Raw genomic sequence first — 26,240 nt, forward strand, 5'->3', positions numbered from 1 at the left:
CATTCGAAATGGCCCAGGAACTCTACACCCGTACCAATCAGAAACTGTTCTTCGCAGGGCTCGCCCTTGAATCAATGGCCAAGGCTGAACAAAGCCAGGCCATGAACGCTCAAGGCATGGTTCAGGCCGAACGAGAGTCAGCTTTGTTCCATCTTTATGGCGCACTGCTGGGCCTGTGTCATGAAATCGGTGGGTTCTATCGCCTGCCGGTGGTGGCGTCGGTCGAGCAGGCGCTGGATGACGACGCATTGAACTCTATCGCCATCCCGGAAGTGGCCGAGATGCTGGAGCTGGTTCGCCAGCGAGAAACCTGGTTGGCGCAATTGTTGAGTGCTTATAGTGATTTGTTCCGACCACCGGTCGCCATCAAAGCACCGAAAACCGATGTCACCCAGCCGCTGATACAGGCCGTGAATCTCGACAAGGCTGAGCCTGCGGTGCTTTCCAGGAAGGTGCTGGAAAGCTGGCGCAACGATCTTAAAGGCTTGGTGAGGCGTTTTCGCGACGCGTTGAGTGAGTGCTGATCACCTCAGTGGCTGTTACACTAGCAGCCTTTCGTGGAGAACTGCCCTATATGTCTACGTCGTTTCTGGAAATTGTCGAGTTGCCTGATGGCCGTATCGAGCTGCGTCGCGCCGAGGATGAAGGCTCCCTGGTAACCCTGGATTTTTCGGAAGACGCCAAGGCGTTTTTGCAGGGCCAACACGTCGAAGTCGCCAAAGCCATGTTGAGCGTTGGGGTACAGATGGCAGGTCGGCTAGTGGATGGCGAGCTGGAACGCGACGAAGGGCCGCGTGTACTGCACTGACGCCTCTACTCGTACAGCGCTACAGACAAAAGCCTGAATGTCAGCCGAGGCGGACGTTCAGGCTTTTTGCGTTTCCAATGCTGGCGGCACGCAGCAGTTGTTGGCGAGCAGTCGCATTGACGCAGCCAAGCCAGCTGACCACCGTGTGGCTATGGCCCAGACGCAGGGCTTGGCAGGCCAATTGAAGCGCGCTTTGATTGCCGTTCGGTTGCAGCAGCAGAATGCGTTCGCGGTTCAACCCGGCATCCCGTAGCCAGGCCTGGGTGAGACTGGCGGGAGGAGCGATTAGCGTCAACCAGCGGGCTTCGGCCTCTTCGCTCAGTTCGCGTAACACCGGTGCCAGCAGGTTCTGGCAATGTTCGGGCGCGCCACGCAGGGTCAGTTCACTGAAAAGCTCAGGATGGCTGTGCTTGCGTACCTGCTGACTCGCCTTTAGCCCTGGGAGGACTGGCTGGGCCAGGAACGCTTCGAACAGCGGAAGCTGGACTTGCTGATGTGCTTGAATGGACTGCTGCATGACGCCTCCTAGATCAGCGACGAATGACACCGACACTCAAACCCTCGATCACCAGTTCCTGTTCTTTCAGGTCGACTTCGATGGGGGCGAACTCGGGGTTTTCAGCGATCAGCCAGACCTTGCTGCCTTCACGCTTGAAGCGCTTGACGGTCACCTCATCGCCGATACGAGCAACGACGATCTGGCCGTTGCGGGCCTCGCGACATGTGTGTACTGCCAGCAGGTCGCCGTCGAAAATGCCGACGTCCTTCATGCTCATGCCGTGCACACGCAATAAATAGTCGGCTCGGGGGTGGAAGAAGGCCGGGTTGATGTTGCAGGATTGCTCGATATGCTGCTCGGCAAGGATCGGTGCGCCGGCAGCCACCCGGCCAATGATCGGCAAGCCGTTCTCTTCGGCTTTAGCCTCGACGCCCGGGATCCGGATGCCGCGGGAAGCCCCTGGGGTCATCTCGATAGCGCCTTTACGGGCGAGAGCTTTAAGATGCTCCTCGGCGGCATTGGGCGATTTGAAACCCAGCTCCTGAGCGATTTCCGCGCGGGTGGGGGGAAAGCCGTTTTCTTCGAGGCAGCGTTTGATGAAGGCCAGGATCTCGGCTTGGCGTGGCGTCAGTTTCAACATGGCGGGCGCTCTGTCTTTTTATACAGTGACTGGGATTATATACAGTACTGGATGCGCTGCAAGCACAATGAACCCTAAATGGTGCAGCAATGCGCTTGCAGCTCTTGGTCAAGCGCTTTTAAATGGCGACCGCCCAGTCACCGAGCCTTGACAGGAGGAGGGCTGAAACGTATGTTTCAAACACCTGTTTGTCTCTGTCTGGCGGAGTTGTGATGGCCCAATCTGAAACCGTGGAACGCATTCTCGATGCTGCCGAGCAGTTGTTCGCGGAAAGAGGCTTTGCGGAAACCTCATTGCGGCTGATCACCAGCAAGGCGGGGGTCAATCTGGCAGCGGTGAACTACCACTTCGGCTCGAAGAAGGCGCTGATCCAGGCGGTCTTCTCGCGTTTTCTCGGGCCGTTCTGCGCAAGCCTGGAGCGTGAACTGGAACGCCGTCAGGCAAAGCCTGAACAAAAGCCCAGCCTTGAAGAACTACTTGAAATGCTCGTGGAGCAGGCGCTGGTCGTGCAGCCTCGCAGCAACAACGATCTGTCGATTTTCATGCGTTTGCTGGGCCTGGCTTTCAGTCAGAGCCAAGGCCACTTGCGCCGCTATCTTGAAGATATGTACGGCAAGGTGTTCCGCCGCTACATGCTGTTGGTCAACGAAGCCGCGCCGCGCATTCCTCCGCTCGAGTTGTTCTGGCGTGTGCACTTCATGCTGGGCGCCGCGGCCTTCAGCATGTCCGGGATCAAGGCACTGCGCGCCATTGCCGAGACCGATTTCGGTATCAACACCTCCATAGAGCAGGTCATGCGCCTCATGGTGCCGTTCCTGGCTGCTGGCATGCGCGCCGACAGCGGAGTCACCGATAGCGCCATGGCCAGCGCTCAACTGCGCCCCCGTAGCAAAACCGGTAGCTCGACGGTCAAGGCCTAAGGGTGCGCGAGGCAGGGCGCTTGAGCTAAGCTAGCGCCCATGCCTGACCCCTTCGCTGCACGTACCCCATCGTCTGACAGTGCTTTTGCGGCTTTGCCCAAGGGCTGTATGCGTGCGCCTGACTGGTCCGGCCTTGCATCCTTTGCAAGGCGCGTCCAGTGTCTTTGTTCTCGTAATTAAGGATTGCCCATGACTGCCAGCCTGCAAGGCTCTCTAATGGTAGATATCGCCGGTAAGTGGCTGACTGCCGAGGACCGCATGCTCCTGCGCCAGCCGCAAGTGGCCGGCCTGATCATCTTCGCCCGCAACATCGACAGCCCTCGCCAAGTGCGCGAGCTTTGCGCTTCGATCCGCGCCATCCGCCCTGACCTGATACTTGCGGTCGATCAGGAGGGCGGGCGTGTACAGCGTCTGCGCCAGGGCTTCGTGCGCCTGCCTGCGATGCGCGCCATTGCTGATAATGCCAATGCCGAGTATTTGGCCGAGCAGTGCGGTTGGTTGATGGCGACCGAGGTGTTGGCTGTTGGTCTGGATTTAAGCTTCGCCCCAGTGCTGGACCTGGATCATCAGCGCAGCGCGGTGGTTGGCAGCCGTGCATTCGAGGGCGATCCGCTGCGTGCTACGCAGTTGGCTGGCGCATTCATCCGCGGCATGAACGCTGCGGGCATGGCAGCCTGTGGCAAGCATTTCCCTGGGCATGGTTGGGCTGAGGCCGATTCGCACGTGGCGATCCCGGTCGACGAGCGCAGCCTGGATCAGTTGCGCCAAGCCGATCTGGTGCCATTCTCTCGGCTAAGCGGACAGTTGGCTGCTGTGATGCCTGCGCATGTCATCTATCCGCAGGTAGACAACCAGCCGGCAGGGTTCTCGCGGCGCTGGCTGCAGGGCATCCTGCGCGGCGAGCTGGGCTTTGAGGGGGTCATTTTCAGTGACGATCTGTCCATGGCTGGCGCGCACGTGGTGGGTGATGCTGCCAGCCGTATCGAGGCGGCTCTGAGCGCCGGTTGCGACATGGGCCTGGTGTGCAATGATCGGGCGGCGGCCGAGTTGGCACTGACCGCGGCGCAGCGTTTGAAGGTCAAGCCGTCGCCGCGCATCGCGCAGATGCGCGGGCGTGGTTTTGCCCGCACCGATTATCGCCAGCAGCCGCGTTGGCTTGAGGCGTTGGGTGTCTTGAGAGATGCGCAGCTGGTTGATTGATCGATGCTCAAAGCGGGCCTGCCCTAGCGGGGTCATCTGCCTAGGTCGGCAGGCGTTGTAGCGGGCCTAGCGGCCCCGCTTGCCGGGCAGCGGGGCAAACAGTGCCTCGATTTCTTCATCGCCCAGACGCCAATGCCCCGCCTGGCCACCATCGAGCAGGCTCGCCGCCAGTGAGGCCTTTTCTTGCTGCAGCGCCTGGATCTTTTCTTCCACCGTGCCTCGGGTAATCAGCTTGAAGACGAACACCGGCTTGTCCTGACCGATACGGTAGGCGCGGTCAGTCGCCTGGTTCTCGCTGGCTGGGTTCCACCACGGGTCGAAGTGGATCACGGTGTCGGCCCTGGTAAGGTTCAGCCCCACTCCACCGGCCTTGAGGCTGATCAGGAACACCTCGCTTTCACCTTGCTGGAATTGCTGCACTGGAGTACGCCGGTCGCGGGTTTCGCCGGTAAGCAAGCTATAGCGGATTTTGCGCTTATCGAGTTCTTGCTCGATAAGCGCCAGCATGGAGGTGAACTGTGAGAACAGCAGCACCCGACGGCCCTCACTCAGAAGCTCATCAAGCATCTCCAGTAACGCACCAAGTTTACCTTTGTCGGCTTGGTTGCCCTTTGTCTCGACACCTTTGACCAGCCGCAGGTCGCAGCATACCTGGCGCAGTTTGAGCAGAGCATCGAGGATCACGATCTGGCTGCGCGATGCGCCATTGCGCGCGATTTCGTCGCGGACTTTTTTGTCCATGGCAACGCGCACCGCTTCGTAAGTGTCGCGCTGGGCATCACTGAGATCGACCCAGTGCACCATCTCGGTCTTGGCTGGCAGCTCGGTGGCCACTTGCTCCTTGGTACGGCGCAGCAGGAAAGGCCGCACTCGGTTGGCCAAGTGCGCCAGGCGTTCGGTGTCGGCGTGGCGTTCGATTGGGTTACGGTAATCCTGGTTGAAGCGCTTCACGTCGCCCAGCCAACCAGGCATCAGGAAGTTGAAGATCGACCACAGTTCGCCCAGGTTGTTTTCCATTGGTGTGCCAGTCAGGCACAAGCGCTGGTTGGCCTGCAGTTCACACACGGCCTGGGCGGCCTTGCTGGTACTGCTCTTGATGTTCTGCGCCTCGTCCAGCACCAGCACATGCCAGGCTTGCGCGCGCAGTTGCTCAAGGTCCCGAGGAACCAAGGCGTAGGTCGTCAATATCAGGTCGTACTCATGCAGCTTGGCGAAATGCTTACTGCGGCCGGGGCCGTGCAGGGCTAGCACGCGAAGGTTTGGAGCAAAGCGCTTGGCTTCGTCCAGCCAGTTAGGCACCAGGCTGGTAGGCATCACCGCCAGTGCCGGGGCGTTCAAGCGCCCTGACTGTTTTTCCAGCAGCAGGTGGGCCAGAGTCTGCAGCGTCTTGCCGAGCCCCATGTCATCGCCAAGGATGCCGCCGGTGCCCATTTCACGTAGCGCCTGAAGCCAGTTCAGACCTTGCTGCTGGTAAGGGCGCAGGCTGGCCTTGAGCCCGCTCGGCACTTCGACCTGCAGGTCGCGGGCATCACGAAGGCGCCGACCGAGATCGCGTACGTGGGCGCCGCCCTCCCAGTGCAGGGGCAGGTGATCGATGTCGTTCAGGCGTGCGGCATCGGCGCGGTCCAGGCGTAGGGTTGGGCCGACCGCGTCCTCGTGTAGATAAAGCTCACCCAAGGTGCCCATGACAGCCTTGATGCGGCCGTAGGGCAGCGCGACGCGTAACGCTGGGCTGTCCAGGCGCCCGCGATTGAGGTCGATCAGCAGGTGTTCGTCGTCGCTGCGCCGCGCCAGCTCGCTAGGGCGCAACAGCTCAGGATTGTTTCGCAGCAACTGCAGCACGATCGGCAATAGGCTGTGGCGCTGGCCTTCGACCACGATCCCCAGCTCCAGGTCGAACCATTCGTGGCCAGGCGCTTCGTCGATACTGGCGTACCAGTCGTCCACCTCCTGCAGGTTGAAGGCGAAGTCGCGGTGTATATCGATCTCCCAGCCCGCCTCGCGTAGGCGTGGCAAACCGTCGCGGGCGAAGCGCAGCCAGGCTTCGTCGTCGGGCAGTTGCAACATTTCACCCGCGCTGTCGGGTAAGGCCTTGCTCTGGCGGGTGGCAGGTTTGAAGCCCAGGTCACGCAGCACCTTGCGTATGGCCTGCTCGGCCTGGGGCTGGCGGCGGATGCGCTGGCTGGTGGCCGCGACCAGTCGAGTCAGTGGCTTGTCATCGTTGCCCGTGGCGCGCAACCCATCGTAGTCGAATGCCAGCGCGGCGCGGTGTTGCATCTGCCGTTGCATGCGGCCGGTCTTGGGCATGTAGGCGCTGAATTCCAGGCTGCCCAGCGTCAGGTGGGGCCGGGGTTGCAGGTCGTCGACCCATTGTTCGCTCAGTGTGGTCGGGGTGGGCAGTTGGTGGTTCAAGGCATTGAGCTTGTGGCTGAGTGGCACGACGAGGTGTTCCGGGATATCAGGAGCGATGGTCAGTTGCAGAGCGATGTGCGGATCGAGATTGTGTTCGAGCTTGCCAACTTCGCCGTTGATGATGTCCAGGTAGTACAGCGGCACAAGCGCAATCACGCAGTTGAGCGGGGTTTGGCCGTGATACCAGACCCCTCGATAGTAGCCATTTTCCAAGCGCACCCAGCGAAATTCCGCCGTCAGCGTGGTGCCTTCGCGCAGCAGCGGCATGTTATCGAGGCAGAGCAGCCGTTCGGTATCCAGCATGCGCTGGAACAGCTCGCCGCCTTCCTGGCCCTTGAGCGAGTAACCCCGCTCTTGGTTGCCATTCTGGTTGAGCGCCGAAAGCAAGCGCAGAATGCGCAGGTCTTCTCCCTTCACGAAACTTGGAGGGTTGTAAAGCAATTCGTAAAGTGACTGCACACGGCTAAAGCGCAGGCCTTGTTCTTCGCGTATGCCTTTACGCACCCGCACGGCGCAACCCGGCTCATCGCTCAAGACAATCTGGTAGCAGACCATGCGCCCGCGCTTGTCGGGTGCATCGCCAGACGCCTGGTTGGGGGGCTCGAGGCTGTTGAGCCAGTGCTGCAAATTGGCAGGCAGTGCGTTATCGTCATGCCGGGCTATGGCGTCAGACTCGCCTAGAACCAACAGGGCCGCCGCGCAATGCTTGCAGTTTTGCCCCACCGGGCAGCTGCATTGGCCACGTACATGACAACGCCCAGCAATAGCGGTGAGGGTGATTTTCTGGCGGTACTGGCTATTCCCGCTGCCGCTGCAACTGGCCTCGATGAGCGGGCCACTGCATTGTTCGATTTTGACACGGCCCTCTTGGGCGTAGCGCGCGCCGCGTTGCAGTACCGCTTCGGAGAACGACTGGACCCAATTCGGATACTCGTGCAGCAATTGCAGAGCGGCGCGGCTCATGAGGTCACTGCTCCATCATCTCCGGATCCATCGCGGGCATTTTCGGCGTACCCGGCGGCGTGATTTTCAGCAGCAGCGCCAGGTGGCCGCCATCAAGGAAGGTCAGCTGACCGCCTTTGATGGTGCTGTTGCTCTGCTTGAATTGCTCGCTCTGCAGCACATTGCCGTTACTGTCGAGCTGGTTGACCCAGAGGTTAGCAGCCACGGCAATGAAGCGCCCTTGGGTGATGGTCAGGTTGCCTTCGATGGGGAAGTGCCCGAACTGCTCTGCACCGTCGCCCAAGGCAACGCGGCTTGGTTCGCTGCCCACTGCTTGCTGCCAAGCCTTGTGCAGCAGCACGGTATAGTCGGCAGTGGCTTGCAGGCGAGTGGCTTCGTCCTTGAGCGCAGGTGGGCGTTCGGCGTCCTTGGCCAGGCGTGGGGCGCCTGCGCTCCAATCCTCCGGGGCGAAGGGGCTGGTGAAGGCAGGCACGTTGTTCTGCCGCACCAGCATCATTTCTACCTGATACATCCCTTCGGCGAAGGCCCCTGGCGCGAACAGCGCCAGCAGCAGGGTCAGGCAACGGATGGCACGCATGGATCTTCCTTATGCAGGCTGTGGAGTCAGGCGCTCGAACAGCGCCTCCAGGGTGTTGAAGCGTTCGTCTGGGCGTTCCATCGGGACCAGGAAGCGGAACTGCGTGGCGCCTTCGAATTTGTAACGTTTGGGCTGGCTCTGGATCAGCTTGATCAGGGTCAGTGGGTCGACCGGGGTCTCGGCCTCGAACTCGATCTTGCCGCCGTTGGGGCCTGCGTCGACCTTCTTGATGCCCAGCGCTTCTGCCTGCAGCTTCAGCTGAGTCAGGCGCATCAGGTTCTTGGTCGGCTCAGGCAGCAGGCCGAAGCGGTCGATCATTTCTACCTGCAGATCCTTCAGGCCTTCTTCGTCGGCCGCCGAAGCGATGCGCTTGTAGAGGATCAGCCGCGCGTGCACATCAGGCAGGTAGTCTTCGGGAATCAGCGCCGGCAGGCGCAGATTGATCTCCGGCCCACCGCCCAGGGGTTGTTCGAGGTTGGGCTGGGTGCCCTTGCGGATGGCCTTGACCGCGCGCTCGAGCATTTCCATGTAGAGGGTGAAACCGACGGCCTGGATCTGCCCACTCTGACCTTCGCCGAGCAGCTCGCCAGCACCACGAATCTCCAGGTCGTTGGTCGCCAGCACGAAGCCTGCGCCCAGGTCCTGGGTGTTGGCGATGGCCTCCAGGCGCTTTTCGGCGTCGGCGCTGATCTTCTGCCGCTGTGGGGTGAGCAGGTAGGCGTAGGCCTGGTGGTGGCTGCGACCGACCCGGCCGCGCAACTGGTGCAACTGGGCCAGGCCGAACTTGTCGGCGCGCTCAATGACGATCGTGTTGGCGCTGGGCACGTCGATGCCGGTTTCGATGATGGTCGAGGCGATCAGCACGTTGAAGCGCTTGTGGTAGAAATCGCTCATCACCTGTTCCAGTTCGCGCTCGCGCATCTGCCCGTGGCCGACGCCGATTCGCGCCTCTGGCACCAGTTCGGCCAGGTCGGCGGCGCATTTTTCGATGGTTTTCACATCGTTGTGCAGGTAATACACCTGGCCACCGCGCAGCAACTCACGCAGCAGGGCTTCCTTGACCGTGCTCTTGTTCTGTTCCATGACGAAGGTGCGCACCGACAGGCGCCGTGCTGGTGGCGTGGCGATGATCGACAGGTCGCGCATGCCCGCCACTGCCATGTTCAGCGTGCGCGGAATGGGCGTGGCGGTCAGGGTAAGAATGTCCACTTCGCTGCGCAGGGCCTTGAGCTGTTCTTTCTGGCGCACACCAAAGCGGTGTTCCTCATCGATGATCGCAAGGCCCAGGTCCTTGAAGCGCACATCATCCTGCAGCAGCTTGTGGGTGCCGATCAGGATGTCGATCTTGCCTTCGGCAAGGTCCGCGGCGGCTGCAGCCACTTCTTTGGCCGACTTGAAGCGGCTCATCACTTCGACCTTAACCGGCCATTCGGCGAAGCGGTCACGGAAGCTGTTGTAGTGCTGTTGGGCGAGCAGGGTGGTTGGCACCAGTACCGCCACTTGGCGATCACTGTGTACTGCGATGAAAGCAGCGCGCATGGCCACTTCGGTCTTGCCGAAACCGACGTCGCCGCACACCAGCCGATCCATCGGCTTGGGCGCCAGCATATCGGCCCGCACCGCCTCGATGGCCGCTTGCTGGTCGGGGGTCTCCTCAAACGGGAAACCTGCGCTGAAGGTGGCGTAGTCGGCGGCTGGGTCGGCAAAGGCGTAACCCTTGCGCGCGGCGCGGCGGGCGTAGATGTCGAGCAACTCGGCGGCCACGTCGCGCACCTGTTCGGCGGCCTTGCGCTTGGCTTTCTGCCAGGCCTCGGAACCCAATCGGTGCAGCGGCGCCAGGGCATCATCGCTGCCGGTGTAGCGGGCGATAAGATGCAAGTTGGCCACTGGCACATACAGCTTGGCGCCCTCGGCATACTCCAGAGTGAGGAACTCGGCGGCCTGGCCGTCGATTTCCAGCGTAGCCAGGCCCAGGTAGCGGCCCACACCGTGGTCGATGTGCACCACCGGCGCGCCTTCACGCAGTTCTGTGAGGTTCTTGATGACCGCGTCGTTGGCCGCCTCGCCGCGTTTTTCACGGCGCCGGCGCTGCATGACGCGTTGGCCGAACAGTGGGCTTTCGGCTACCAGGGCAATGGCCGGGTCGTCCAGCACCAGCCCATCGTCCAGTGGCGCAATGGTGATCGCCAGGCGCTCGCTGCCGGTGATGAAGTCGGTCCAGCTGTCGACCGACTGCGGGCGCACCTTGAGGCGTTCGAGCAGTTCCAGCAGCACTTCGCGCCGGCCTGCCGACTCAGCGGTAAACAGCACGCGGCCGCTGAACTGGTCGAGAAACGCTGCCAGCGCCGCCAGCGGCTGGTTGGCCTTGGCCTCAATGGCCAGGTTGGGCAAGGCCCGCGCCGGGAAGCGTTCGCGCCCGGCACCCGGTTCGATGTCGTCGCCACTGACCACCACCCGCGGCCACTGCTTGAGTTGGGCGAAACAGTCTTCCACGGGCAGGAACAGCTCGGCCGGTGGCAGCAATGGGCGAGTCAGGTCACCTCGACGCTCTTCATAGCGCCCGCGCACATCGTTCCAGAAGTGCTCGGCGGCCTGTTCCACACCCGGCAGCGAGAACACTTGAGTGTCGGTGGGCAGATAGTCGAAAAGGGTCGAGGTTTCTTCGAAGAACAGCGGAAGGTAGTACTCGATGCCGGCCGGGATGATGCCGCTGGCCAGGTCCTGGAAAATCGCGCTGCGGCGAAAGTCCACATCGAAGCGCTCGCGAAAACGCGCCTTGAAGCGGGTGACCTCTTCTTTCTGCATCGGGAACTCGCGCGCCGGCAGCAGGCGGATCGAGTCGACCTTGTCGATCGAACGTTGGGTCTCCGGATCGAAGGTGCGCAGGGTTTCGATCTCGTCATCGAACAGGTCGATGCGATAAGGCAGCTTGCTGCCCATCGGGAACAGATCGATCAGCGCCCCGCGCACGGCGAACTCACCGTGCTCGTAGACCGTATCCACGCAGCGGTAGCCTGTGGCCTCCAGCCGCGTGCGCATCTGCTCGACGTCGATGGTCTGGCCAACATCCAGCACCAGGCTGCTGCCCAGCAGGAAGCGGGTCGGCGCCAAGCGGTGCAGGGCAGTGGTGATCGGCACTACCAGGATGCCGTGGCTCAGTTCCGGCAGCCGGTACAGGCTGGCGATGCGCTGGGAAATGATGTCCTGGTGCGGCGAGAAAAGGTCGTAAGGCAGGGTTTCCCAGTCGGGGAACGGCAAAACCGGCAGGTCCGGGGCGAAGAAGCGTAGCTCCTGCTCCAGCCTGTCGGCCGCCTGGCTGTCGGCGGTCAGTAGCAGGGTGAAACGGCCAGCGCTGCTGGCGGCTTCGGCGATGGCCAGGCTAAGGGCGGCCCCGGGCAGGTTGCCCCAGGTTTGTTTGCCGGCCGTGGCCGACATTTGCGGTAGGCGCAGAACTGACACGGGAGATCGCACTCCAAGCGTTGCGGCAAAGAGGTCGATTGTACCGGTGGCGGTGGCGGCTGTCAGGCTCCGTAGGCCATCAACAGCAGGCTTTGCCATCGGCGACAGGCGCTCATTGCCGGTTACGCGCTGGGGCGTCATAATGTAGCCCCTTTTTTCTGTCCCTACATGTGGAAGGTTCCCGTGACTCAGAAGCCCGACCAGTGTCTTGGTGAGTGGATCGATCGTGAAGCGCTCGCTGAAGCGATGATCCCGCTTATCGGTCAGCTCTACCGCAACAACAACGTGGTGAGCTCGATCTATGGCCGCAGCCTGATCAACCGTTCGGTTATCTCGATCCTCAAAGCCCACCGCTTTGCGCGTCACCGTCAAACCGACGAGACCGAACTGTCCGTACACGAGACATTCCCCCTGCTCAAGGCCATGAGCGAGCTGAAACTGGGCGCCGCTTCGGTCGACCTGGGCAAGCTGGCCAACAAGTTCAAGCAGGAAGGCAACGGCCGCACTGCCGAGCAGTTCGTCCGTGAAGAACTGGCCGAGGTGGTGGGCCAGCAGAACGCTTCGGCCCGCAAAGGTACCGACGTCGTGCTGTACGGTTTTGGCCGCATCGGCCGCCTGCTGGCGCGCATCCTGATCGAGAAGACCGGTGGTGGCGACGGTCTGCGTCTGCGCGCAATCGTGGTGCGCAAAGGCGCCGAGAACGACCTGGTCAAGCGGGCCAGCCTGCTGCGCCGTGACTCGGTACATGGCCCGTTCGATGGCACCATCACCATCGACGAAGCCAACAACACCATCACTGCCAACGGCAACCTGATCCAGATCATCTACGCCAAGAGCCCGAGCGAAGTCGACTACACCCAGTACGGCATCGAAAACGCGCTGATCGTCGACAACACCGGCGTGTGGCGTGATGCAGACGGCCTCGGCCAACACTTGGCCTGCCCGGGTGCTGCCCGCGTGATCCTCACCGCACCTGGCAAGGGCGCGCTGAAGAACATCGTGCACGGCATCAACCATGGCGATATCACGGCCGATGACAAGATCATCTCGGCTGCGTCCTGCACCACGAACGCCATCGTTCCGGTGCTCAAGGCCATCAACGATCAGTACGGCATCGTCAACGGCCATGTCGAAACCGTTCACTCGTTCACCAACGACCAGAACCTGATCGACAACTTCCACAAAGGTAGCCGTCGTGGCCGCGCCGCGCCGCTGAACATGGTCATCACCGAAACCGGCGCCGCCACTGCCGCCGCCAAGGCGCTGCCTGTGCTCAAGGGCAAGCTGACCGGCAACGCCATTCGTGTGCCGACGCCGAACGTTTCGATGGCCATTCTCAACCTGAACCTTGAGAAGCCGACCACCCGCGACGAGATCAACGAGTACCTGCGCCAGACCGCCATGCACTCTGAGCTGCACAAGCAGATCGACTACGTCAGCTCCCAGGAAGTGGTTTCGACCGACTTCGTCGGTTCCCGCCACGCGGGCGTCGTCGATGCCGAGGCGACCATTGCCAATGACAATCGCGTTGTTCTGTACGTGTGGTACGACAACGAGTTTGGTTACAGCTGCCAGGTCGTGCGTGTGATGGAAGACATGTCGGGTGTGAACCCGCCAGCGTTTCCACGCTGATCCGCTTGTAAGGGCGTGAAAAAACGGGAACCTTTGGGTTCCCGTTTTTTTTTGCTCGGCATTTTATTCCCTGTTCCGGCCGGTTCCCCAGGATCTCCATCAAGCCAGGGCTGTCAGTGAGGTGTGTGCAAGCAGGCTTGCCCACGGTTAGGCCAGTACAGGCAATAGAGAGCCCGAATGTTGCGCACCCTTTCACTGTTGATCTTGATGCTTCTGACCGCCTGCAATCAGGGGCCGACCGTGGAGCGCCTGAGCGGCCCGACCATGGGCAGTAGCTATAGCATCCAGTACGTGCGTGAGCCTGGTGGCCCGGCGTCGATCCAGGTTCAGAGTGCCGTCGAAACCCTTCTTGAGCAGGTCGATCAGCACTATTCGACCTATCGCAGCGACTCCACGGTCAGCCGTTTCAACCAGTTGCCTGGCCGCCAATGCATGGCCTTGCCGGCCGACATGCTCGAACTGGTCGGCTTCGGCCAGCACTTGGCCAAAATCAGTGACGGAGCGTTCGACCTCACTGTCGCGCCACTGCTCGAGCTATGGGGGTTCGGCCCTCGCGCTCACCATGAGCAGGTGCCTGACCCACAAGCCAGCGCCCAGGTCCAGCAGCGCATTGGCTACCGCCACCTGCGCGAAGAAGGCCGGGCATTGTGCAAGGACGCCCCTGTGCAGCTGGACTTCAACGCTATTGCCGCAGGCCTAGCGGTTGATCTGATCGCCGAACGCCTGGGGGCAATGGGGATAAACAGTTTCGTCGCCCAGGTCACCGGCGAGCTGAAAGCGGTAGGTCGCAAGCCCGACGGTAAGCGCTGGCGCGTCGTACTGGAACCGCCCGGCGAAGACCGCCAGATCATATCGGTCGATGGCCTGGGAGTCTCGACCTCGGGTGACTATCGCCACTATTTCCAGCAGAATGGCCGGCGCTATTCGCATACCTTCGACGCCAGGCTGGGGCGCCCGGTCGAGCATGACCTTGCGTCGGTCACGGTGCTCGCTGCCTCGGCGCTCGTGGCCGATGGTTATTCGACCTTGCTGTTGGTCCTGGGGCCCGAGCGTGGTTGGCGTTTTGCCTTGGCCCAGGATCTGGCTGCGGTTTTGGTGACTCGGGCCGAGGGTGGTTTCGTCTCCCGTGCGACGCCTGCATTCGAGCGGGCGGTGAAAGGCGATTGAAAGCGTTGGCAGGGATGATCGGCGCCACGGATCGGTGAATGACATGTAGTGCAGGCAAAATTGGCCTACGACGCGACCAAGGGTTAATGTGCGCGGCGTTCACGCTTGATTAGACTGCACCCGAATTTTCTCATGACGCCCCGGCGGCATGATCGAGTCCCGCGGGTAACCATAGCCCCGGGCCAGTTCTGAAGGAGTACGCATGGCTGTCTACAACTACGACGTAGTGGTGCTGGGTTCCGGCCCGGCCGGTGAAGGCGCGGCAATGAACGCCGCCAAAGCGGGGCGCAAGGTGGCAATGGTCGATAGCCGCCGTCAGGTCGGCGGCAACTGCACCCACCTGGGCACCATCCCGTCCAAAGCACTGCGTCACTCGGTGCGGCAGATCATGCAGTTCAACACCAACCCGATGTTCCGTGCCATCGGCGAGCCGCGCTGGTTCTCCTTCCCTGACGTGCTTAAAAGTGCCGAAAAGGTCATCGCCAAGCAGGTCGCCTCGCGCACCGGCTATTACGCCCGAAACCGCGTCGATGTGTTCGTAGGCACCGGCAGCTTCGCTGACGAGCAGACCGTGGAAGTGGTCTGCCCCAATGGCGTGGTCGAGAAGCTCAACGCCAAGCACATCATCATCGCCACCGGCTCGCGGCCCTATCGCCCGGCCGACATCGATTTCCACCACCCGCGTGTCTATGACAGCGATACCATCCTCAGCCTCAGCCACACCCCGCGCAAGCTGATCGTATACGGCGCCGGTGTGATCGGGTGCGAATATGCCTCGATCTTCAGTGGCCTGGGCGTGCTGGTGGAGCTTGTCGACAACCGTGGGCAGTTGCTGAGCTTCCTGGACTCGGAAATCTCCCAGGCGCTGAGTTACCACTTCAGCAACAACAACATCACGGTGCGCCACAACGAGGACTACGAGCGAGTCGAAGGCTTGGACAACGGTGTGATCCTGCACCTGAAGTCGGGCAAGAAGATCAAGGCCGACGCCTTGCTGTGGTGCAACGGCCGCACCGGCAACACCGACAAGCTGGGCCTGGAAAACATCGGTATCAAGGTCAACAGTCGTGGCCAGATCGAGGTTGACGAGGCTTACCGCACCAGCGTGCCGAACGTTTACGGCGCCGGTGACGTGATCGGCTGGCCGAGCCTGGCCAGTGCCGCCCATGACCAGGGCCGCTCGGCTGCCGGCAGTATCGTCGACAACGGCAGCTGGCGCTTCGTCAATGACGTGCCAACCGGGATCTACACCATCCCGGAGATCAGCTCGATCGGCAAGAACGAGCAGGAGCTGACCCAGGCCAAGGTGCCGTACGAAGTGGGCAAGGCCTTCTTCAAGAGCATGGCGCGCGCGCAGATTGCCGGTGAGCCACAGGGCATGCTGAAGATCCTGTTCCACCGCGAAACCCTGGAGATCCTCGGCGTGCACTGCTTCGGTTACCAGGCTTCGGAAATCGTTCACATCGGCCAGGCGGTCATGAGCCAGCCGGGCGAGCAGAACAACCTGAAGTACTTCGTCAACACCACGTTCAACTACCCGACCATGGCCGAAGCCTATCGGGTAGCTGCCTACGACGGCCTGAACCGGCTTTTTTGAGCGGCTCCGGCCGGTGGCCTGAGCCGGTCGGGGAGACCGATTTCAGCCCTACCCGAGGGTGGTCTTGGCCAAACCGGGAAAGTCTGTAATCAGGCTGTCCACGCCAAAATCAGCGAGCCGGCGCATCAGTGCCGGTTCGTTGACCGTCCACACCGATACATGCAAGCCCTGGTTCTGGGCCTTGAGCAGCCGCTCAGGGGTGCACAGCGTCCAGTTCAGCGCCAGCAGCTCACAGCCGTAGTTCTGCGCAACCTTCAGCGGGTCTAGCCAGGCATATTCGGCTACCAGCCCGCGCTTCACATCCGGTACCAGTTCCTGGGCCGCGCCCAGCACTTCCCTCGAACTCGAAGTGATGGTCACTTTGTCCAGCAGACCATGCTTGACCGCCAGCTCGCGAATCGCCAGCACGGTGGTGGCGGCGCGAGTACGCGAGGCACTCTTGACCTCCAGTTGCCAGTGCTCGAATGGGCACTTGTGGAACAGCTCTTCGAGTGTCGGGATAGGGCAGGGCTGAACGTGCCCGGGCCCGCCCTTGCGCGCATCTATCTTGATCAGTTCGGCGGCCGGGTGCTCGACCACTTTGCCGCGCCGCCCCGTGGTACGTTTCAGGGTAGGGTCGTGGATGACCATCAGCTCGTTGTCGGCCGACAGGTGCAAATCCAGTTCGCAGCGGTTCACGCCGTGGGACAGGCACTGCTGAAAGCTTTTGAGGGTATTTTCAGGGGCTTCGCCCTTGGCGCCGCGATGGCCGTAGATCAGGGTCACGTTCGTTCCTTCAAATCAGGGGTAAATAGGGCTCAGGAGGCGGGGCCATCTTGTTCCAGTTGCTGGCGCCGTTGCTGCTGTTGGCGCTGCAGGATGTAGCGTGCCAGCAGTTGCCGTTGGGCATCGGTCATGTCGATGAATTCGGTGCCGACTTCAAAATTGCCGTCAGGGCGCAGGTCGCAGTGGGTGACTTTGCCGCGCAGCAGCAAGCCGTGGGCGCGCGGCATCAGTACCATCTTCACCTTCACGCGGGTGCCGGGGGCGATCTGCCTAGCTTGCGCGAACTCGATGCCGCCCTCGGAAATAATCACTTTCTGTGGCTGGCCGATTTCGCCGAGCAGGGTTTGCGCTACTACTGCGCTTAGCAGGTCCAAGCGCTTGTTCTGAGCCCGCAGGAAAGCAGCCAGGGTGCGGTCCTTGTCGCTCAGCTGGCGCAACAGGTGCTGGGACTCGAAGTCGGACAGGTGCAATTCGCTGAGCAGGTTGAACAGTGGCGAATCATCCTGCAACAGTTCTGCCTCAAGGGCTTCGGCCGCGCTCAGGGGGCTGATTTCCAGTGCGATCCGATCTTCGATGCGGTAGTATTCGCGGCGATCTTCTTCGTCTAATGTCGTCATGGCGAACCCATGGTTGCGGCGGTGGTCCGAGTGTAAAGCCGCCGTAGGCGCCTCGCCACAAGGACGTTCCCTTTCATCCGAACAAGCCCCGACATGTTCAGACCTCTTTTCGCATTCATCGGTACGCGTTATACCCGTGCCAAGCGCCGTAACCATTTCGTCTCGTTCATATCCCTGACCTCGATGATCGGCCTCGCCCTGGGCGTGGTGGTGATGATCGTGGTGCTCTCGGTCATGAATGGCTTCGACCACGAGATGCGTACCCGCGTGCTGGGCATGATTCCCCATGCGACGCTAGAGAGTGGCCAGCCGATCAACGACTGGCCCGCTCTTGCTCAACAAGTAAAGCAGAATCCGCAGGTGCTGGCGGTTGCGCCGTATACGCAGATGCAGGGCCTGCTGACCCATGCCGGCAAGGTCCAGAAGGTATTACTCAACGGCATCGACCCGGCGCGCGAGCGCCAGGTGTCGATCATCGACAACTTCGTTCTGCAAGGTGGCCTCGACAAGCTGGCACCGGGGGAATGGGGCATCATGATCGGTGACAAGGCCGCGGCCAAACTGGGCGTGGCCATCGGTGACAAGCTCACCTTCGTCGCCCCCGAGGTCAGCGTGACCCCAGCCGGCATGTTCCCCCGCATGAAGCGGTTTACCGTGGTGGGTACCTTTCATGTGGGTGCCGGCGAAATCGACGGTTATTTGGGCCTGACCAACATCACCGACCTGTCACGGCTGCACCGCTGGAAGCCTGACCAGGTCCAGGGCCTGCGCCTGAAGTTCGACGACCTGTTCCAGGCGCCGCGTGTGGCCTGGAGCATCGCCCAGCAGCTGGGCGAAGAGCAATACTACAGCCGCGACTGGACGCGTACCCACGGCAATCTGTATCAGGCCATCCGCATGGAAAAGGCCATGATCGGCCTGCTGTTGCTGCTGATCGTCGCGGTGGCTGCGTTCAACATCATTTCCACCCTGGTGATGGTGGTCAACGATAAGCGCGGTGATATCGCCATCCTCCGTACGCTGGGCGCCACGCCTGGGCAGATCATGCTGATCTTCATGGTCCAGGGCACGGTGATCGGGGTGATCGGTACGCTGATCGGCGCGGTGGTCGGGATTGTCGCGGCGTTGAACGTGAGTGCGGCGATCGCTGGCATCGAGAAGCTGATCGGGCACAAGTTCCTCAACGCCGATGTGTATTTCATCGATTACCTGCCGTCGCAGATCCAGGCCCAGGACGTGTACATGGTCTGTGGTGCGGCGCTGGTCCTGAGTTTCTTCGCCACACTGTACCCGGCCTGGCGTGCGGCCCGCACCCAGCCTGCAGAGGCGCTACGTTATGAGTGAGTCGCGCATGAGTGATAAAGCCGTTCTGAGTTGCCGCAACCTGGGCAAGTCTTACGACGAGGGGCCGGAGTCGGTGCAGGTGCTGGCTGGGCTCAATCTTGAGCTGCATGCCGGTGAGCGCGTGGCCATCGTCGGTAGTTCTGGCTCCGGCAAGAGTACCTTGCTCAACCTGCTCGGCGGCCTTGACCGGCCGACCCAGGGCAGTGTCTGGTTGGCGGGTGAGGAGTTGTCGGCGCTCGGCGAACGTGCCCGCGGTCTGCTGCGTAACCGCGAACTGGGCTTCGTTTACCAGTTCCATCACCTGCTGCCGGAGTTCACCGCCATGGAGAACGTGTGCATGCCGCTGCTGATTGGCCGTACCGCTATCCCAGAGGCACGCGAACGTGCCGAGGCGCTGCTCAAACGAGTCGGTTTGGGCCATCGCCTTCATCACAAGCCGGCCGAGCTGTCCGGTGGCGAGCGCCAGCGCGTTGCGATTGCTCGGGCGCTGGTCAATCGTCCGGGCCTGGTGATGCTCGACGAGCCGACCGGCAACCTCGACCATCACACGGCCCAGGGTATTCAGGAGTTGATGCAGGAGTTGTCCAGTGCGTCGCGTACCGCGTTCCTGGTGGTTACCCACGACCTCAATCTGGCGCGCCAGATGGATCGCGTATTGAAACTGGCCGACGGCCACCTGGTGGCGATCTGATGCAGTGCTCGGGGTGGCTTGGCTGCCCCGTTTCCCCGTTTTGATTGGGTGTTTCCTACATGTTCAGACCCTTGCCCATCTTCATCGGCGCGCGCTACACACGGGCCAAGCGCCGCAATCATTTCATCTCGTTCATTTCCATGACCTCGATGATCGGCCTGTCGCTGGGCGTGCTGGCCATGATCGTGGTGCTGTCGGTGATGAACGGCTTCCAGCGTGAAATGAGCTCGCGCATTCTCGGCCTTGTGCCCCACGCGGCGATCCTTGGCGTCAAGCCGCTGGATGACTGGCGCACGGTGGCCGACGCTGCGTTGCGTAACCCTGCAGTGATGGCCGCAGCGCCAATCACCGAGATGGAGGGCATGCTCTCGTACAAAGGTGCGATGCAGCCGATCCAGGTCAGCGGCATCGACCCGGCCGAGGAGGGCAAGGTCTCCATCGTCGGCCAGCACATCGTTCAGGGCCGCCTGCAGGATCTGCAGCCGGGTGAGTACGGCGTGGTGATCGGCGAACTGACCGCCCGGCGCTTTCGCCTGAACACGGGTGATAAGCTCACCCTGATCGTTCCGGAAATCAGCAATGAACCGGGTGGTATCACGCCGCGTATGCAGCGCCTGACGGTGGTAGGGATCTTCAAGGTCGGTGCCGAGCTGGACGGCTCACAGGCCTACATGCACGTGGCCGATGCTGGCCAAATGCAGCGCTGGGCGCCTGGCCAGGTCCAGGGTGTGCGCCTGAAACTGCATGACCTGTACGCCGCGCCCCAGGTGTCCAAGGCCATCGCTGCCGGTTTGGGCGATGGCTACCGCGCCGACGACTGGTCGCATACCCAAGGCAGCCTGTTCAGCGCCATGAAGATGGAAAAAACCATGATTGGTCTGTTGCTGCTGATGATCATCGCGGTGGCGGCGTTCAACATCATCGCCACTTTGGTAATGGTGGTGAACGACAAGGGGCCGGATATCGCTATCCTGCGTACCCTTGGCGCCACACCGGCGCAGATCATGGGCACGTTCATGGTCCAGGGCAGCCTGATCGGGATCGTCGGCACCTTGATCGGTGGCGTGCTAGGTGTGATCGCCGCGCTTAATGTCAGCCAGATCGTTGGCTGGCTGGAACGGGTGAGTGGGCAGCACATTTTCACCTCGGATGTGTATTTCATCAGTAGCCTGCCGTCCGAACTGCAAGGTGGCGATGTTCTGATGATCTGCGCTGCGGGGCTGGTGATGAGCTTCCTGGCGACAATCTACCCGGCGTATCGGGCGTCGCAGGTTCAGCCGGCGATTGGCCTGGCGGTTTGATGCTCGCCCAGGGGCTGTGCTGCAGCCCCTGATTCAAAAGGCTTCGGGCAGTTCGATATCAAAGCGCGTCCAGCCATCCTCGCAGTGCGCACGAATGCTGCCTCCGTGTGCCTGCACGATGGACCGAGTAATTGCCAAGCCTAGCCCTGCATGTTCGCTGTTGCCTTCGCGTCGCGCCGGGTCTGCCCTGTAGAACCGATCAAAAAGGCGCGGTAGTTCGGCAGGGGCAATGGCGCCACCGGTATTGGCCACGCATATTTGCACCCCCGCTGCCAAGGTCACCCGTATCTGGCCACCCGGTGGGGTGAAGCGCAATGCATTGTCCAGCAAGTTGGAGAGGGCGCGACGCAGCATGTAGCGGTCGCCCTGCAACATCGCTTCGCCCTCCCTAAGTAGTTGCACGGCGTGGTCTTCAGCCAGCGGTGCGTAGTACTCCAGCAAAGCATCCACCTCCTGATGCAAGGCCAGCGCCATCCGCCCAGGCATCAGCAGGCCGTGATCGGCTTTGGCAAGAAACAACATGTCGTTGATCATCTGCGCCATCCACTGCAGTTCCTCCAGGTTGCCATGCAGCGCCTCGCGGTATTGCTCAAGGGTGCGCGGACGGGTGAGTGTGACCTGGGTGTGGGTCAGCAGATTGGACAGCGGCGTGCGCAGCTCATGGGCGATGTCGGCAGAGAACGCCGACAGGCGCTGGAACGCGTCGTCCAGGCGTTGCAGCATGGCGTTCACCGTCGTGGCCAGTTCTGCCAGTTCCTCAGGCATCTGCGCCACCGGCAGGCGCGTGGTGAGCGAGCGCGCTGATACACCGGCAGCCACCTGGCCCATCTGGCGCAAGGGGCGCAGGCCGCTGCGCGCAGCCCAGGCGCCGAGCAGCGCCGTGAGCAGCGCGGACAGCCCAACGGTGAGCCAGATCAGGCGTTGCATACCTTGCAGGAAGTGCTGGTGGTGGGTGATATCAAGAAACAGGGTCAGCTGCGCTGGCACTTGCTGGTCGGCCGGCACGGCCAGGCGTCGGTAAGACACGCCGTCAGCATGCAGGGTCGACAGTGCGGGCACGGCCGTCGTGGCTGGTAAGCCGCTGCGGCTGCTGAACCAGTTGCTACCATCGGCGCCGTCGATGCGTAGTGCCAGATCAGCCTGATGGCTGAGTTCGTTGCGCAGGGCGGGCAAACGGTTTTGCAGTTGTGCAGCGCTGCTGACCCCGGTGAGCTGGCTACGGAATAAAGACAAACGCGACTCGAGCAGTTGTTTATCCAGCTCAACGAAATGCTGGGCACTGGCATGGCTGAACAGCAGGCCCGCCCCCAGTGAAACGCAAGCGGTGCAGGCGGCAAATAACAGTGCCGTGCGCGTGCTCAGGGCAAGCCTACGCATTATTCAGGACGCTCTTCGAGCACGTAGCCCATGCCCCTTACGGTGTGGATCAACTTGTTCTGATGCGGGTCGTCGATCTTCAAGCGCAGGCGACGCATTGCCACTTCGATGACGTTGGTATCGCTGTCGAAGTTCATGTCCCATACCTGCGAGGCAATCAGTGATTTGGGGAGCACCTCGCCTTGGCGGCGCAGCAGCAGTTCAAGTAGGGCGAACTCCTTGGCGGTCAGGTCGATGCGCATGCCGGCTCGGTCGGCGCGGCGGCGGATGAGGTCCAGGCGCAGGTCGGCCAGGGTTAGGGTGGTGTCCAGGCTTGGGCTGTTGCCACGGCGCAGCAGGCTGCGCACCCGAGCCAGCAACTCGGAGAAGGCGAATGGCTTGACCAAGTAATCATCGGCCCCTAGTTCAAGGCCGTGCACCCGGTCCTCGACTGCATCGCGGGCGGTCAAAAACAGTACCGGGGTAGCCAGCCCGGCTGTGCGCACGGCTTGTAGAATCTGCCAGCCATTACGCCCAGGCAGCATCACGTCCAGAATCAGCAGGTCGTGGTCGCCGGTCAGCGCCAGGTATTGGCCAGTTTCGCCGTCGGTGGCAAGCTCGGTGGCAAAGCCGGCTTCGTTCAGGCCCTGGCTCAGATACTGGCCGGTGCGGGCCTGGTCTTCGACGATCAGCAGTTTCATGCTCAATCCACAATCAGGAAGTTGACGCCGAGCCCCTTTGGAGCGGCTTGCCCGCGGATGCTTCGGTGCGCTTATGACAGCGTAAGCGGATAAACCTGCGCACGATGATGGGGTGGGTGGAATGATACGTTACTCACTCGAGCTTCGCCCAAACTGACAAAGTTGTAATCTTCCCGTCAGCCGAGCGCCAGTTGCACCACTCTAGAGTGGCCGCATCTTGTCGTGATCATTGGAGTCATCATGAAACAGCTGTTCATCGCCGCTGCCCTGGCTTCGGTCAGCCTGCCGAGCCTTGCGGGGGAGACCACTACGTTCGCCTTCGGCGAGCCGGCACCAGCTGCCAGTGCAACGCGCACCGTCGAAGTGGTGCTCAAGGACATCGCCTTCGAGCCAAAAAGCCTGGATGTGAAGGCGGGCGAAACCGTGCGTTTTGTACTGATCAACGAAGGCAGGCTGCCCCACGAGTTCAATCTGGGAGATAAGGCAATGCACGCCGCGCACCAGAAAGAAATGCTCGCGATGCAGGGCCAGCTGTTCAATGGCGGCGTGCAGCAGGGTAGGGACCATTCGCAGATGGCGCACGGCGCTGGCACGGCTATGGACCACGGCGCCCATGGTCACGCAGGCGGCAACACCGTGCTGGTAGCGCCAGGGCAGCGTGCAGAACTGACTTGGACCTTCCGCAAGGCTGCACCCATCGAGTTCGCCTGCAACGTGCCGGGGCATTATCAGGCGGGGATGGTCGGTGTGCTGAACATCGAGTAAGCCGGCCTGCAAGGTAGCGGGTAAAACCGGTAGACTAGGGCAATTTCGAACCTTCAGGTCAGTTTCCATGCATCCCGCTGCCGAACATTCTCCGCTGGGTAAATCCAGCGAATACATCGCCACCTACACGCCTTCGTTGCTGTTCCCGATCCCGCGCACAGCCAAGTGGGCAGAGCTGGGTGTTACCGCCCAGACCCTGCCGTGGCACGGCGTGGACTATTGGAACTGCTTCGAGTTGTCCTGGCTGCTGCCTTCTGGCAAGCCTGTAGTGGCTATCGGTGAGTTTGCCATTCCTGCCGATTCGCCGAATATCATCGAGTCCAAATCGTTCAAGCTTTACCTCAACTCCTTGAACCAGACCGTGTTCGCTTCGCTGGCCGAGCTGCAGGCGTGCCTGGTAAAAGACCTGTCGGGCGCAGCTGGCAAGCCGGTGGCGGTGCAGGTGCGGACCTTGGATGAGGTGCAGGCTCAGGGTGTGGTTGCACTGCCTGGGCAGTGCATCGATGAGCTGGATGTGACTATCGACAATTACGAGCATCCACAACCACAGCTGCTGCGTTGTGACCCACAGCTCATCGTCGAGCAGACGGTGCACAGCCATCTGCTCAAATCAAACTGCCCGGTGACCGGCCAGCCGGATTGGGGGAGCGTGGTGGTGGAGTACAAGGGCAGCGCTTTGGACCATGCCAGCCTGCTGACCTACCTCATCAGCTTCCGCCAGCATGCCGATTTTCATGAACAATGCGTAGAGCGTATCTACCTTGACCTTAAAAACCTGCTGCAGCCCGAGCATCTGACCGTTTACGCGCGTTATGTGCGCAGGGGCGGGCTGGACATCAACCCCTACCGCAGCACACGCCCGATCAGCCCGGCGAATGTACGGTTGGTAAGGCAGTGACACAGAGGGGGCTGCCAGGCAGCCCCCGATCATTTCAGATGCCCATGCTGTGCAACGAGTTGGCGATGCTGCGCAGCGTGGCGGTCAGGTCAGGGTGCTCGGCCTCGAAGCGTTCGATGGCCAGGTTCACCCCATCGACCACGTTGTTGTCCGGTGTAGCCTCTTCGAGTTTCAGCTGCGCTTCTATCTGCCTGGCTTCTTCGTGCAGGGCAGCCAGTTCTTCTTCAGAAAGCGGTATGTTGCGATCCAGTTGCTCGCGCAGGCTGTTCAGGCGCTCTTGCAATTCGCGGGCAGGCATTGGCTTTTCTCCATCAATGGCTTGGCAAGGCATGGACCTCGGCGAAGCGGCAAAGGTTCTCGCCTGTTTCCTAGCGTAATCCACTCGCTGACGCTTTGCATGATCCGCATCAAGGGTGCTGTATCAGGGTTTTTCGCCTTTGCTGCAGCGCATGGCGATGTCCGCAAGGCAGGTGTCCAGTTCTTCCAGGTGGTCGATCACTGAGTGCACCCCCAGGCTATACAGCGCCAAGGTGGCTCTGCCACGCGCCAGATCCTGCTCGTGCTGAGTCATAGCTTGCCACTGCACAGCGCCAACGCTGCACGCAGGGCTGCAGCCCGCAAGCCCCACTGTCCACAGGCCTGCGTTCAAGCCTGACTGCAGCAGTTTTGGCTCACCGCTGACCAGCACGCAGCCTTCGAGGCGTTCGCTGTTGATGCTCATCAGTGCCTGCCAGCAAGCGTTCGGTGCAGGCCATGGCGCCGCGTTGGCAGCGTGGCCCGTCAGCCAACGCGGCAACACACTGGCCAACCGCTCGCTCTGCAGGCTGCTCAGGTCGTCTAGCCAGATGCATGGCACCTGCGCATCACGCAGGCCAGCCAGCATCTGCAGGGCGCCAGGGGCGGGCAGGGGGCCGCTGGCGCTGGCCTGAACCAGGCAGCCGCGCAGGCCGAATAGTACAGCGGTGATGGCAGGTGCAGCGAGCATGGTAACGCTCCTGAAATAACCTGCAGGCTATTGCGCTATTGTTACCGGGCCGTGACGGCAACAGATGTTCACAAAATATTGAGCAAAAATGTGTAAAGCTGTTTATCAGCGAGCAAGGCTCTATACTGCCGCCTTACAGCAGCGCACCCGTTGCGCATGCGGCCGAGAAAATCGATGGAGAACATCTATGCGTAGGATCGGTGCCGGTGTGATCGAGCGTGTCACCCAGGCCTGTGTCTGCGCCAGCTTGCTGCTGGCGCCCGTTGCAGCCACTCACGCTGCTACCGAGGAAGACCCTTGGGAAGCGGTGAACCGCCCCATCTTCCGTTTCAACGATACCATCGACACCTATGGCCTCAAGCCATTGGCCAAGGGTTATCAGTGGGTCACCCCGCAGTTTCTGCAGGATGGCATCCACAATATGTTCAACAACGTAGGCGACGTCAGCAACCTGGCCAACGATGTGCTGCAGTTCAAGCCCCATGCAGCGGGCGTGGACACGGCGCGGTTGATCGTCAATACCGTATTTGGCATTGGCGGCTTCTTCGATGTGGGCACCAAGATGGGCCTGCAGCGCAACGACGAAGACTTCGGCCAGACCCTGGGGCGCTGGGGTGTGCCCAGCGGCCCGTACGTGGTGATCCCGTTACTGGGGCCGAGCACCGTGCGTGACGGGCTGGCCAAGTACCCAGACAGCTATACCGAGCCCTACCGTTACATCAACGATGTGCCGGTGCGCAATTCGGTCTTCGCCCTCAATGTGGTCGACACCCGTGCCAGCCTGCTGTCGGCCGAGAAGCTGATGCAGGGTGACAAGTACATCTTCATTCGCAATGCCTACCTGCAGAACCGCGAGTTCAAGGTCAAGGACGGTGAAGTCGAAGATGACTTCTGATTGGTGAGCGATGATAAACGGCGGCCTGCGGGTCGCCGTTTTTGTAAC

The 26,240-nt window shown here is 61.5% G+C and carries 24 protein-coding genes; 13 read left to right on the top strand and 11 right to left on the bottom strand.

The features are described from left to right. The first annotated feature begins 8 nt into the window (after positions 1-8). Complete coding sequence (locus HU725_RS07640) at positions 9-524, top strand: DUF6586 family protein (RefSeq protein WP_186476736.1); 516 nt, start codon at positions 9-11, stop codon at positions 522-524. A 50-nt stretch (positions 525-574) separates the two neighbouring features. After that, entirely contained in the window at positions 575-808 is a 234-nt protein-coding gene (locus tag HU725_RS07645; RefSeq protein WP_027919557.1) for a hypothetical protein, read from the top strand. 40 nt (positions 809-848) lie between these two features. Here HU725_RS07645 and sulA read toward each other — a convergent pair whose 3' ends face one another. Continuing rightward, the gene (sulA, locus tag HU725_RS07650; protein ID WP_186476737.1) at positions 849-1,325 is read right to left on the bottom strand and encodes an SOS-induced cell division inhibitor SulA; all 477 of its coding nucleotides are present in this window, start codon (positions 1,323-1,325) and stop codon (positions 849-851) included. 13 nt (positions 1,326-1,338) lie between these two features. Further along, complete coding sequence (gene lexA / locus HU725_RS07655) at positions 1,339-1,947, bottom strand: transcriptional repressor LexA (RefSeq protein WP_060476658.1); 609 nt, start codon at positions 1,945-1,947, stop codon at positions 1,339-1,341. 212 nt (positions 1,948-2,159) lie between these two features. On the opposite strand from lexA, the gene HU725_RS07660 reads away from it, so the two are divergent. Both HU725_RS07660 and nagZ read left to right on the top strand, forming a co-directional pair. Continuing rightward, positions 2,160-2,867 (top strand): TetR/AcrR family transcriptional regulator, encoded by a 708-nt coding sequence (locus HU725_RS07660; protein WP_060476659.1) that lies wholly within the window; start codon positions 2,160-2,162, stop codon positions 2,865-2,867. A 201-nt stretch (positions 2,868-3,068) separates the two neighbouring features. Then, positions 3,069-4,067, top strand: coding sequence for a beta-N-acetylhexosaminidase (nagZ, locus tag HU725_RS07665; protein ID WP_186476901.1), 999 nt, complete (start codon positions 3,069-3,071; stop codon positions 4,065-4,067). Between the two features lie 66 nt (positions 4,068-4,133). Here the strand turns inward: nagZ and HU725_RS07670 are convergent, their stop codons facing one another. Genes HU725_RS07670 through mfd form a run of 3 tightly spaced genes read right to left on the bottom strand, consistent with a single transcriptional unit; the run spans position 4,134 to position 11,478 of the window. Beyond that, positions 4,134-7,442, bottom strand: coding sequence for a DEAD/DEAH box helicase (locus HU725_RS07670; protein WP_186476738.1), 3,309 nt, complete (start codon positions 7,440-7,442; stop codon positions 4,134-4,136). A 4-nt stretch (positions 7,443-7,446) separates the two neighbouring features. Beyond that, positions 7,447-8,019: a CsiV family protein gene (locus HU725_RS07675; RefSeq protein WP_060476661.1), complete on the bottom strand. Its 573-nt coding sequence runs from the start codon at positions 8,017-8,019 to the stop codon at positions 7,447-7,449. 9 nt (positions 8,020-8,028) lie between these two features. Next, the gene (gene mfd, locus HU725_RS07680; RefSeq protein WP_186476739.1) at positions 8,029-11,478 is read right to left on the bottom strand and encodes a transcription-repair coupling factor; all 3,450 of its coding nucleotides are present in this window, start codon (positions 11,476-11,478) and stop codon (positions 8,029-8,031) included. Between the two features lie 168 nt (positions 11,479-11,646). Here mfd and HU725_RS07685 point away from each other — a divergent pair, with 168 nt between their 5' ends. From HU725_RS07685 to sthA, 3 genes are all read left to right on the top strand, one after another. Further along, entirely contained in the window at positions 11,647-13,110 is a 1,464-nt protein-coding gene (locus HU725_RS07685) for a glyceraldehyde-3-phosphate dehydrogenase (protein ID WP_060476662.1), read from the top strand. Between the two features lie 180 nt (positions 13,111-13,290). Continuing rightward, positions 13,291-14,277, top strand: coding sequence for an FAD:protein FMN transferase (locus HU725_RS07690; RefSeq protein ID WP_186476902.1), 987 nt, complete (start codon positions 13,291-13,293; stop codon positions 14,275-14,277). Between the two features lie 202 nt (positions 14,278-14,479). Then, on the top strand, positions 14,480-15,874 hold the full coding sequence (gene sthA / locus HU725_RS07695) for a Si-specific NAD(P)(+) transhydrogenase (protein ID WP_060476663.1): 1,395 nt from the start codon (positions 14,480-14,482) through the stop codon (positions 15,872-15,874). Between the two features lie 48 nt (positions 15,875-15,922). Here sthA and HU725_RS07700 read toward each other — a convergent pair whose 3' ends face one another. Together HU725_RS07700 and HU725_RS07705 are read right to left on the bottom strand one after the other, a co-directional pair. Beyond that, entirely contained in the window at positions 15,923-16,639 is a 717-nt protein-coding gene (locus tag HU725_RS07700) for a glycerophosphodiester phosphodiesterase (protein WP_060476664.1), read from the bottom strand. Positions 16,640-16,671: 32 nt separating this feature from the next. Next, positions 16,672-17,256, bottom strand: coding sequence for a PilZ domain-containing protein (locus tag HU725_RS07705; RefSeq protein ID WP_060476665.1), 585 nt, complete (start codon positions 17,254-17,256; stop codon positions 16,672-16,674). A 93-nt stretch (positions 17,257-17,349) separates the two neighbouring features. On the opposite strand from HU725_RS07705, the gene HU725_RS07710 reads away from it, so the two are divergent. Genes HU725_RS07710 through HU725_RS07720 form a run of 3 tightly spaced genes read left to right on the top strand, consistent with a single transcriptional unit; the run spans position 17,350 to position 20,592 of the window. Beyond that, on the top strand, positions 17,350-18,600 hold the full coding sequence (locus tag HU725_RS07710) for a lipoprotein-releasing ABC transporter permease subunit (protein ID WP_186476740.1): 1,251 nt from the start codon (positions 17,350-17,352) through the stop codon (positions 18,598-18,600). 7 nt (positions 18,601-18,607) lie between these two features. Next, on the top strand, positions 18,608-19,291 hold the full coding sequence (lolD, locus tag HU725_RS07715) for a lipoprotein-releasing ABC transporter ATP-binding protein LolD (protein WP_186476741.1): 684 nt from the start codon (positions 18,608-18,610) through the stop codon (positions 19,289-19,291). Between the two features lie 59 nt (positions 19,292-19,350). Continuing rightward, positions 19,351-20,592 carry a lipoprotein-releasing ABC transporter permease subunit gene (locus HU725_RS07720; RefSeq protein ID WP_186476742.1) on the top strand — a complete coding sequence of 414 codons (1,242 nt, stop codon included), beginning with the start codon at positions 19,351-19,353 and terminating at the stop codon, positions 20,590-20,592. A 33-nt stretch (positions 20,593-20,625) separates the two neighbouring features. On the opposite strand, the gene HU725_RS07725 is transcribed toward HU725_RS07720, so the two are convergent. Beyond that, positions 20,626-21,972, bottom strand: coding sequence for a heavy metal sensor histidine kinase (locus tag HU725_RS07725; protein WP_217872385.1), 1,347 nt, complete (start codon positions 21,970-21,972; stop codon positions 20,626-20,628). After that, complete coding sequence (locus HU725_RS07730; RefSeq protein ID WP_186476744.1) at positions 21,969-22,649, bottom strand: heavy metal response regulator transcription factor; 681 nt, start codon at positions 22,647-22,649, stop codon at positions 21,969-21,971. The genes HU725_RS07725 and HU725_RS07730 overlap by 4 nt, the downstream gene beginning before the upstream one ends. 240 nt (positions 22,650-22,889) lie before the next feature. On the opposite strand from HU725_RS07730, the gene HU725_RS07735 reads away from it, so the two are divergent. Together HU725_RS07735 and queF are read left to right on the top strand one after the other, a co-directional pair. Next, positions 22,890-23,414: a cupredoxin domain-containing protein gene (locus HU725_RS07735; RefSeq protein WP_186476745.1), complete on the top strand. Its 525-nt coding sequence runs from the start codon at positions 22,890-22,892 to the stop codon at positions 23,412-23,414. Positions 23,415-23,481: 67 nt separating this feature from the next. Then, positions 23,482-24,312 (top strand): NADPH-dependent 7-cyano-7-deazaguanine reductase QueF, encoded by an 831-nt coding sequence (gene queF / locus HU725_RS07740; RefSeq protein WP_186476746.1) that lies wholly within the window; start codon positions 23,482-23,484, stop codon positions 24,310-24,312. A 34-nt stretch (positions 24,313-24,346) separates the two neighbouring features. Here queF and HU725_RS07745 read toward each other — a convergent pair whose 3' ends face one another. Together HU725_RS07745 and pcrP are read right to left on the bottom strand one after the other, a co-directional pair. Then, positions 24,347-24,610, bottom strand: a complete 264-nt coding sequence (locus HU725_RS07745) for a DUF4404 family protein (protein WP_186476747.1) — start codon at positions 24,608-24,610, stop codon at positions 24,347-24,349. Positions 24,611-24,733: 123 nt separating this feature from the next. Beyond that, positions 24,734-25,297, bottom strand: a complete 564-nt coding sequence (gene pcrP, locus HU725_RS07750) for an HAD superfamily inactivated hydrolase PcrP (protein ID WP_060476674.1) — start codon at positions 25,295-25,297, stop codon at positions 24,734-24,736. A gap of 187 nt (positions 25,298-25,484) precedes the next feature. On the opposite strand from pcrP, the gene HU725_RS07755 reads away from it, so the two are divergent. Then, positions 25,485-26,192 (top strand): MlaA family lipoprotein, encoded by a 708-nt coding sequence (locus tag HU725_RS07755; protein ID WP_060476675.1) that lies wholly within the window; start codon positions 25,485-25,487, stop codon positions 26,190-26,192. Positions 26,193-26,240 lie beyond the last annotated feature (48 nt).

It is taken from the genome of Pseudomonas promysalinigenes, from assembly GCF_014269025.2.
GTDB classification, from domain to species: Bacteria; Pseudomonadota; Gammaproteobacteria; order Pseudomonadales; family Pseudomonadaceae; genus Aquipseudomonas; species Aquipseudomonas promysalinigenes.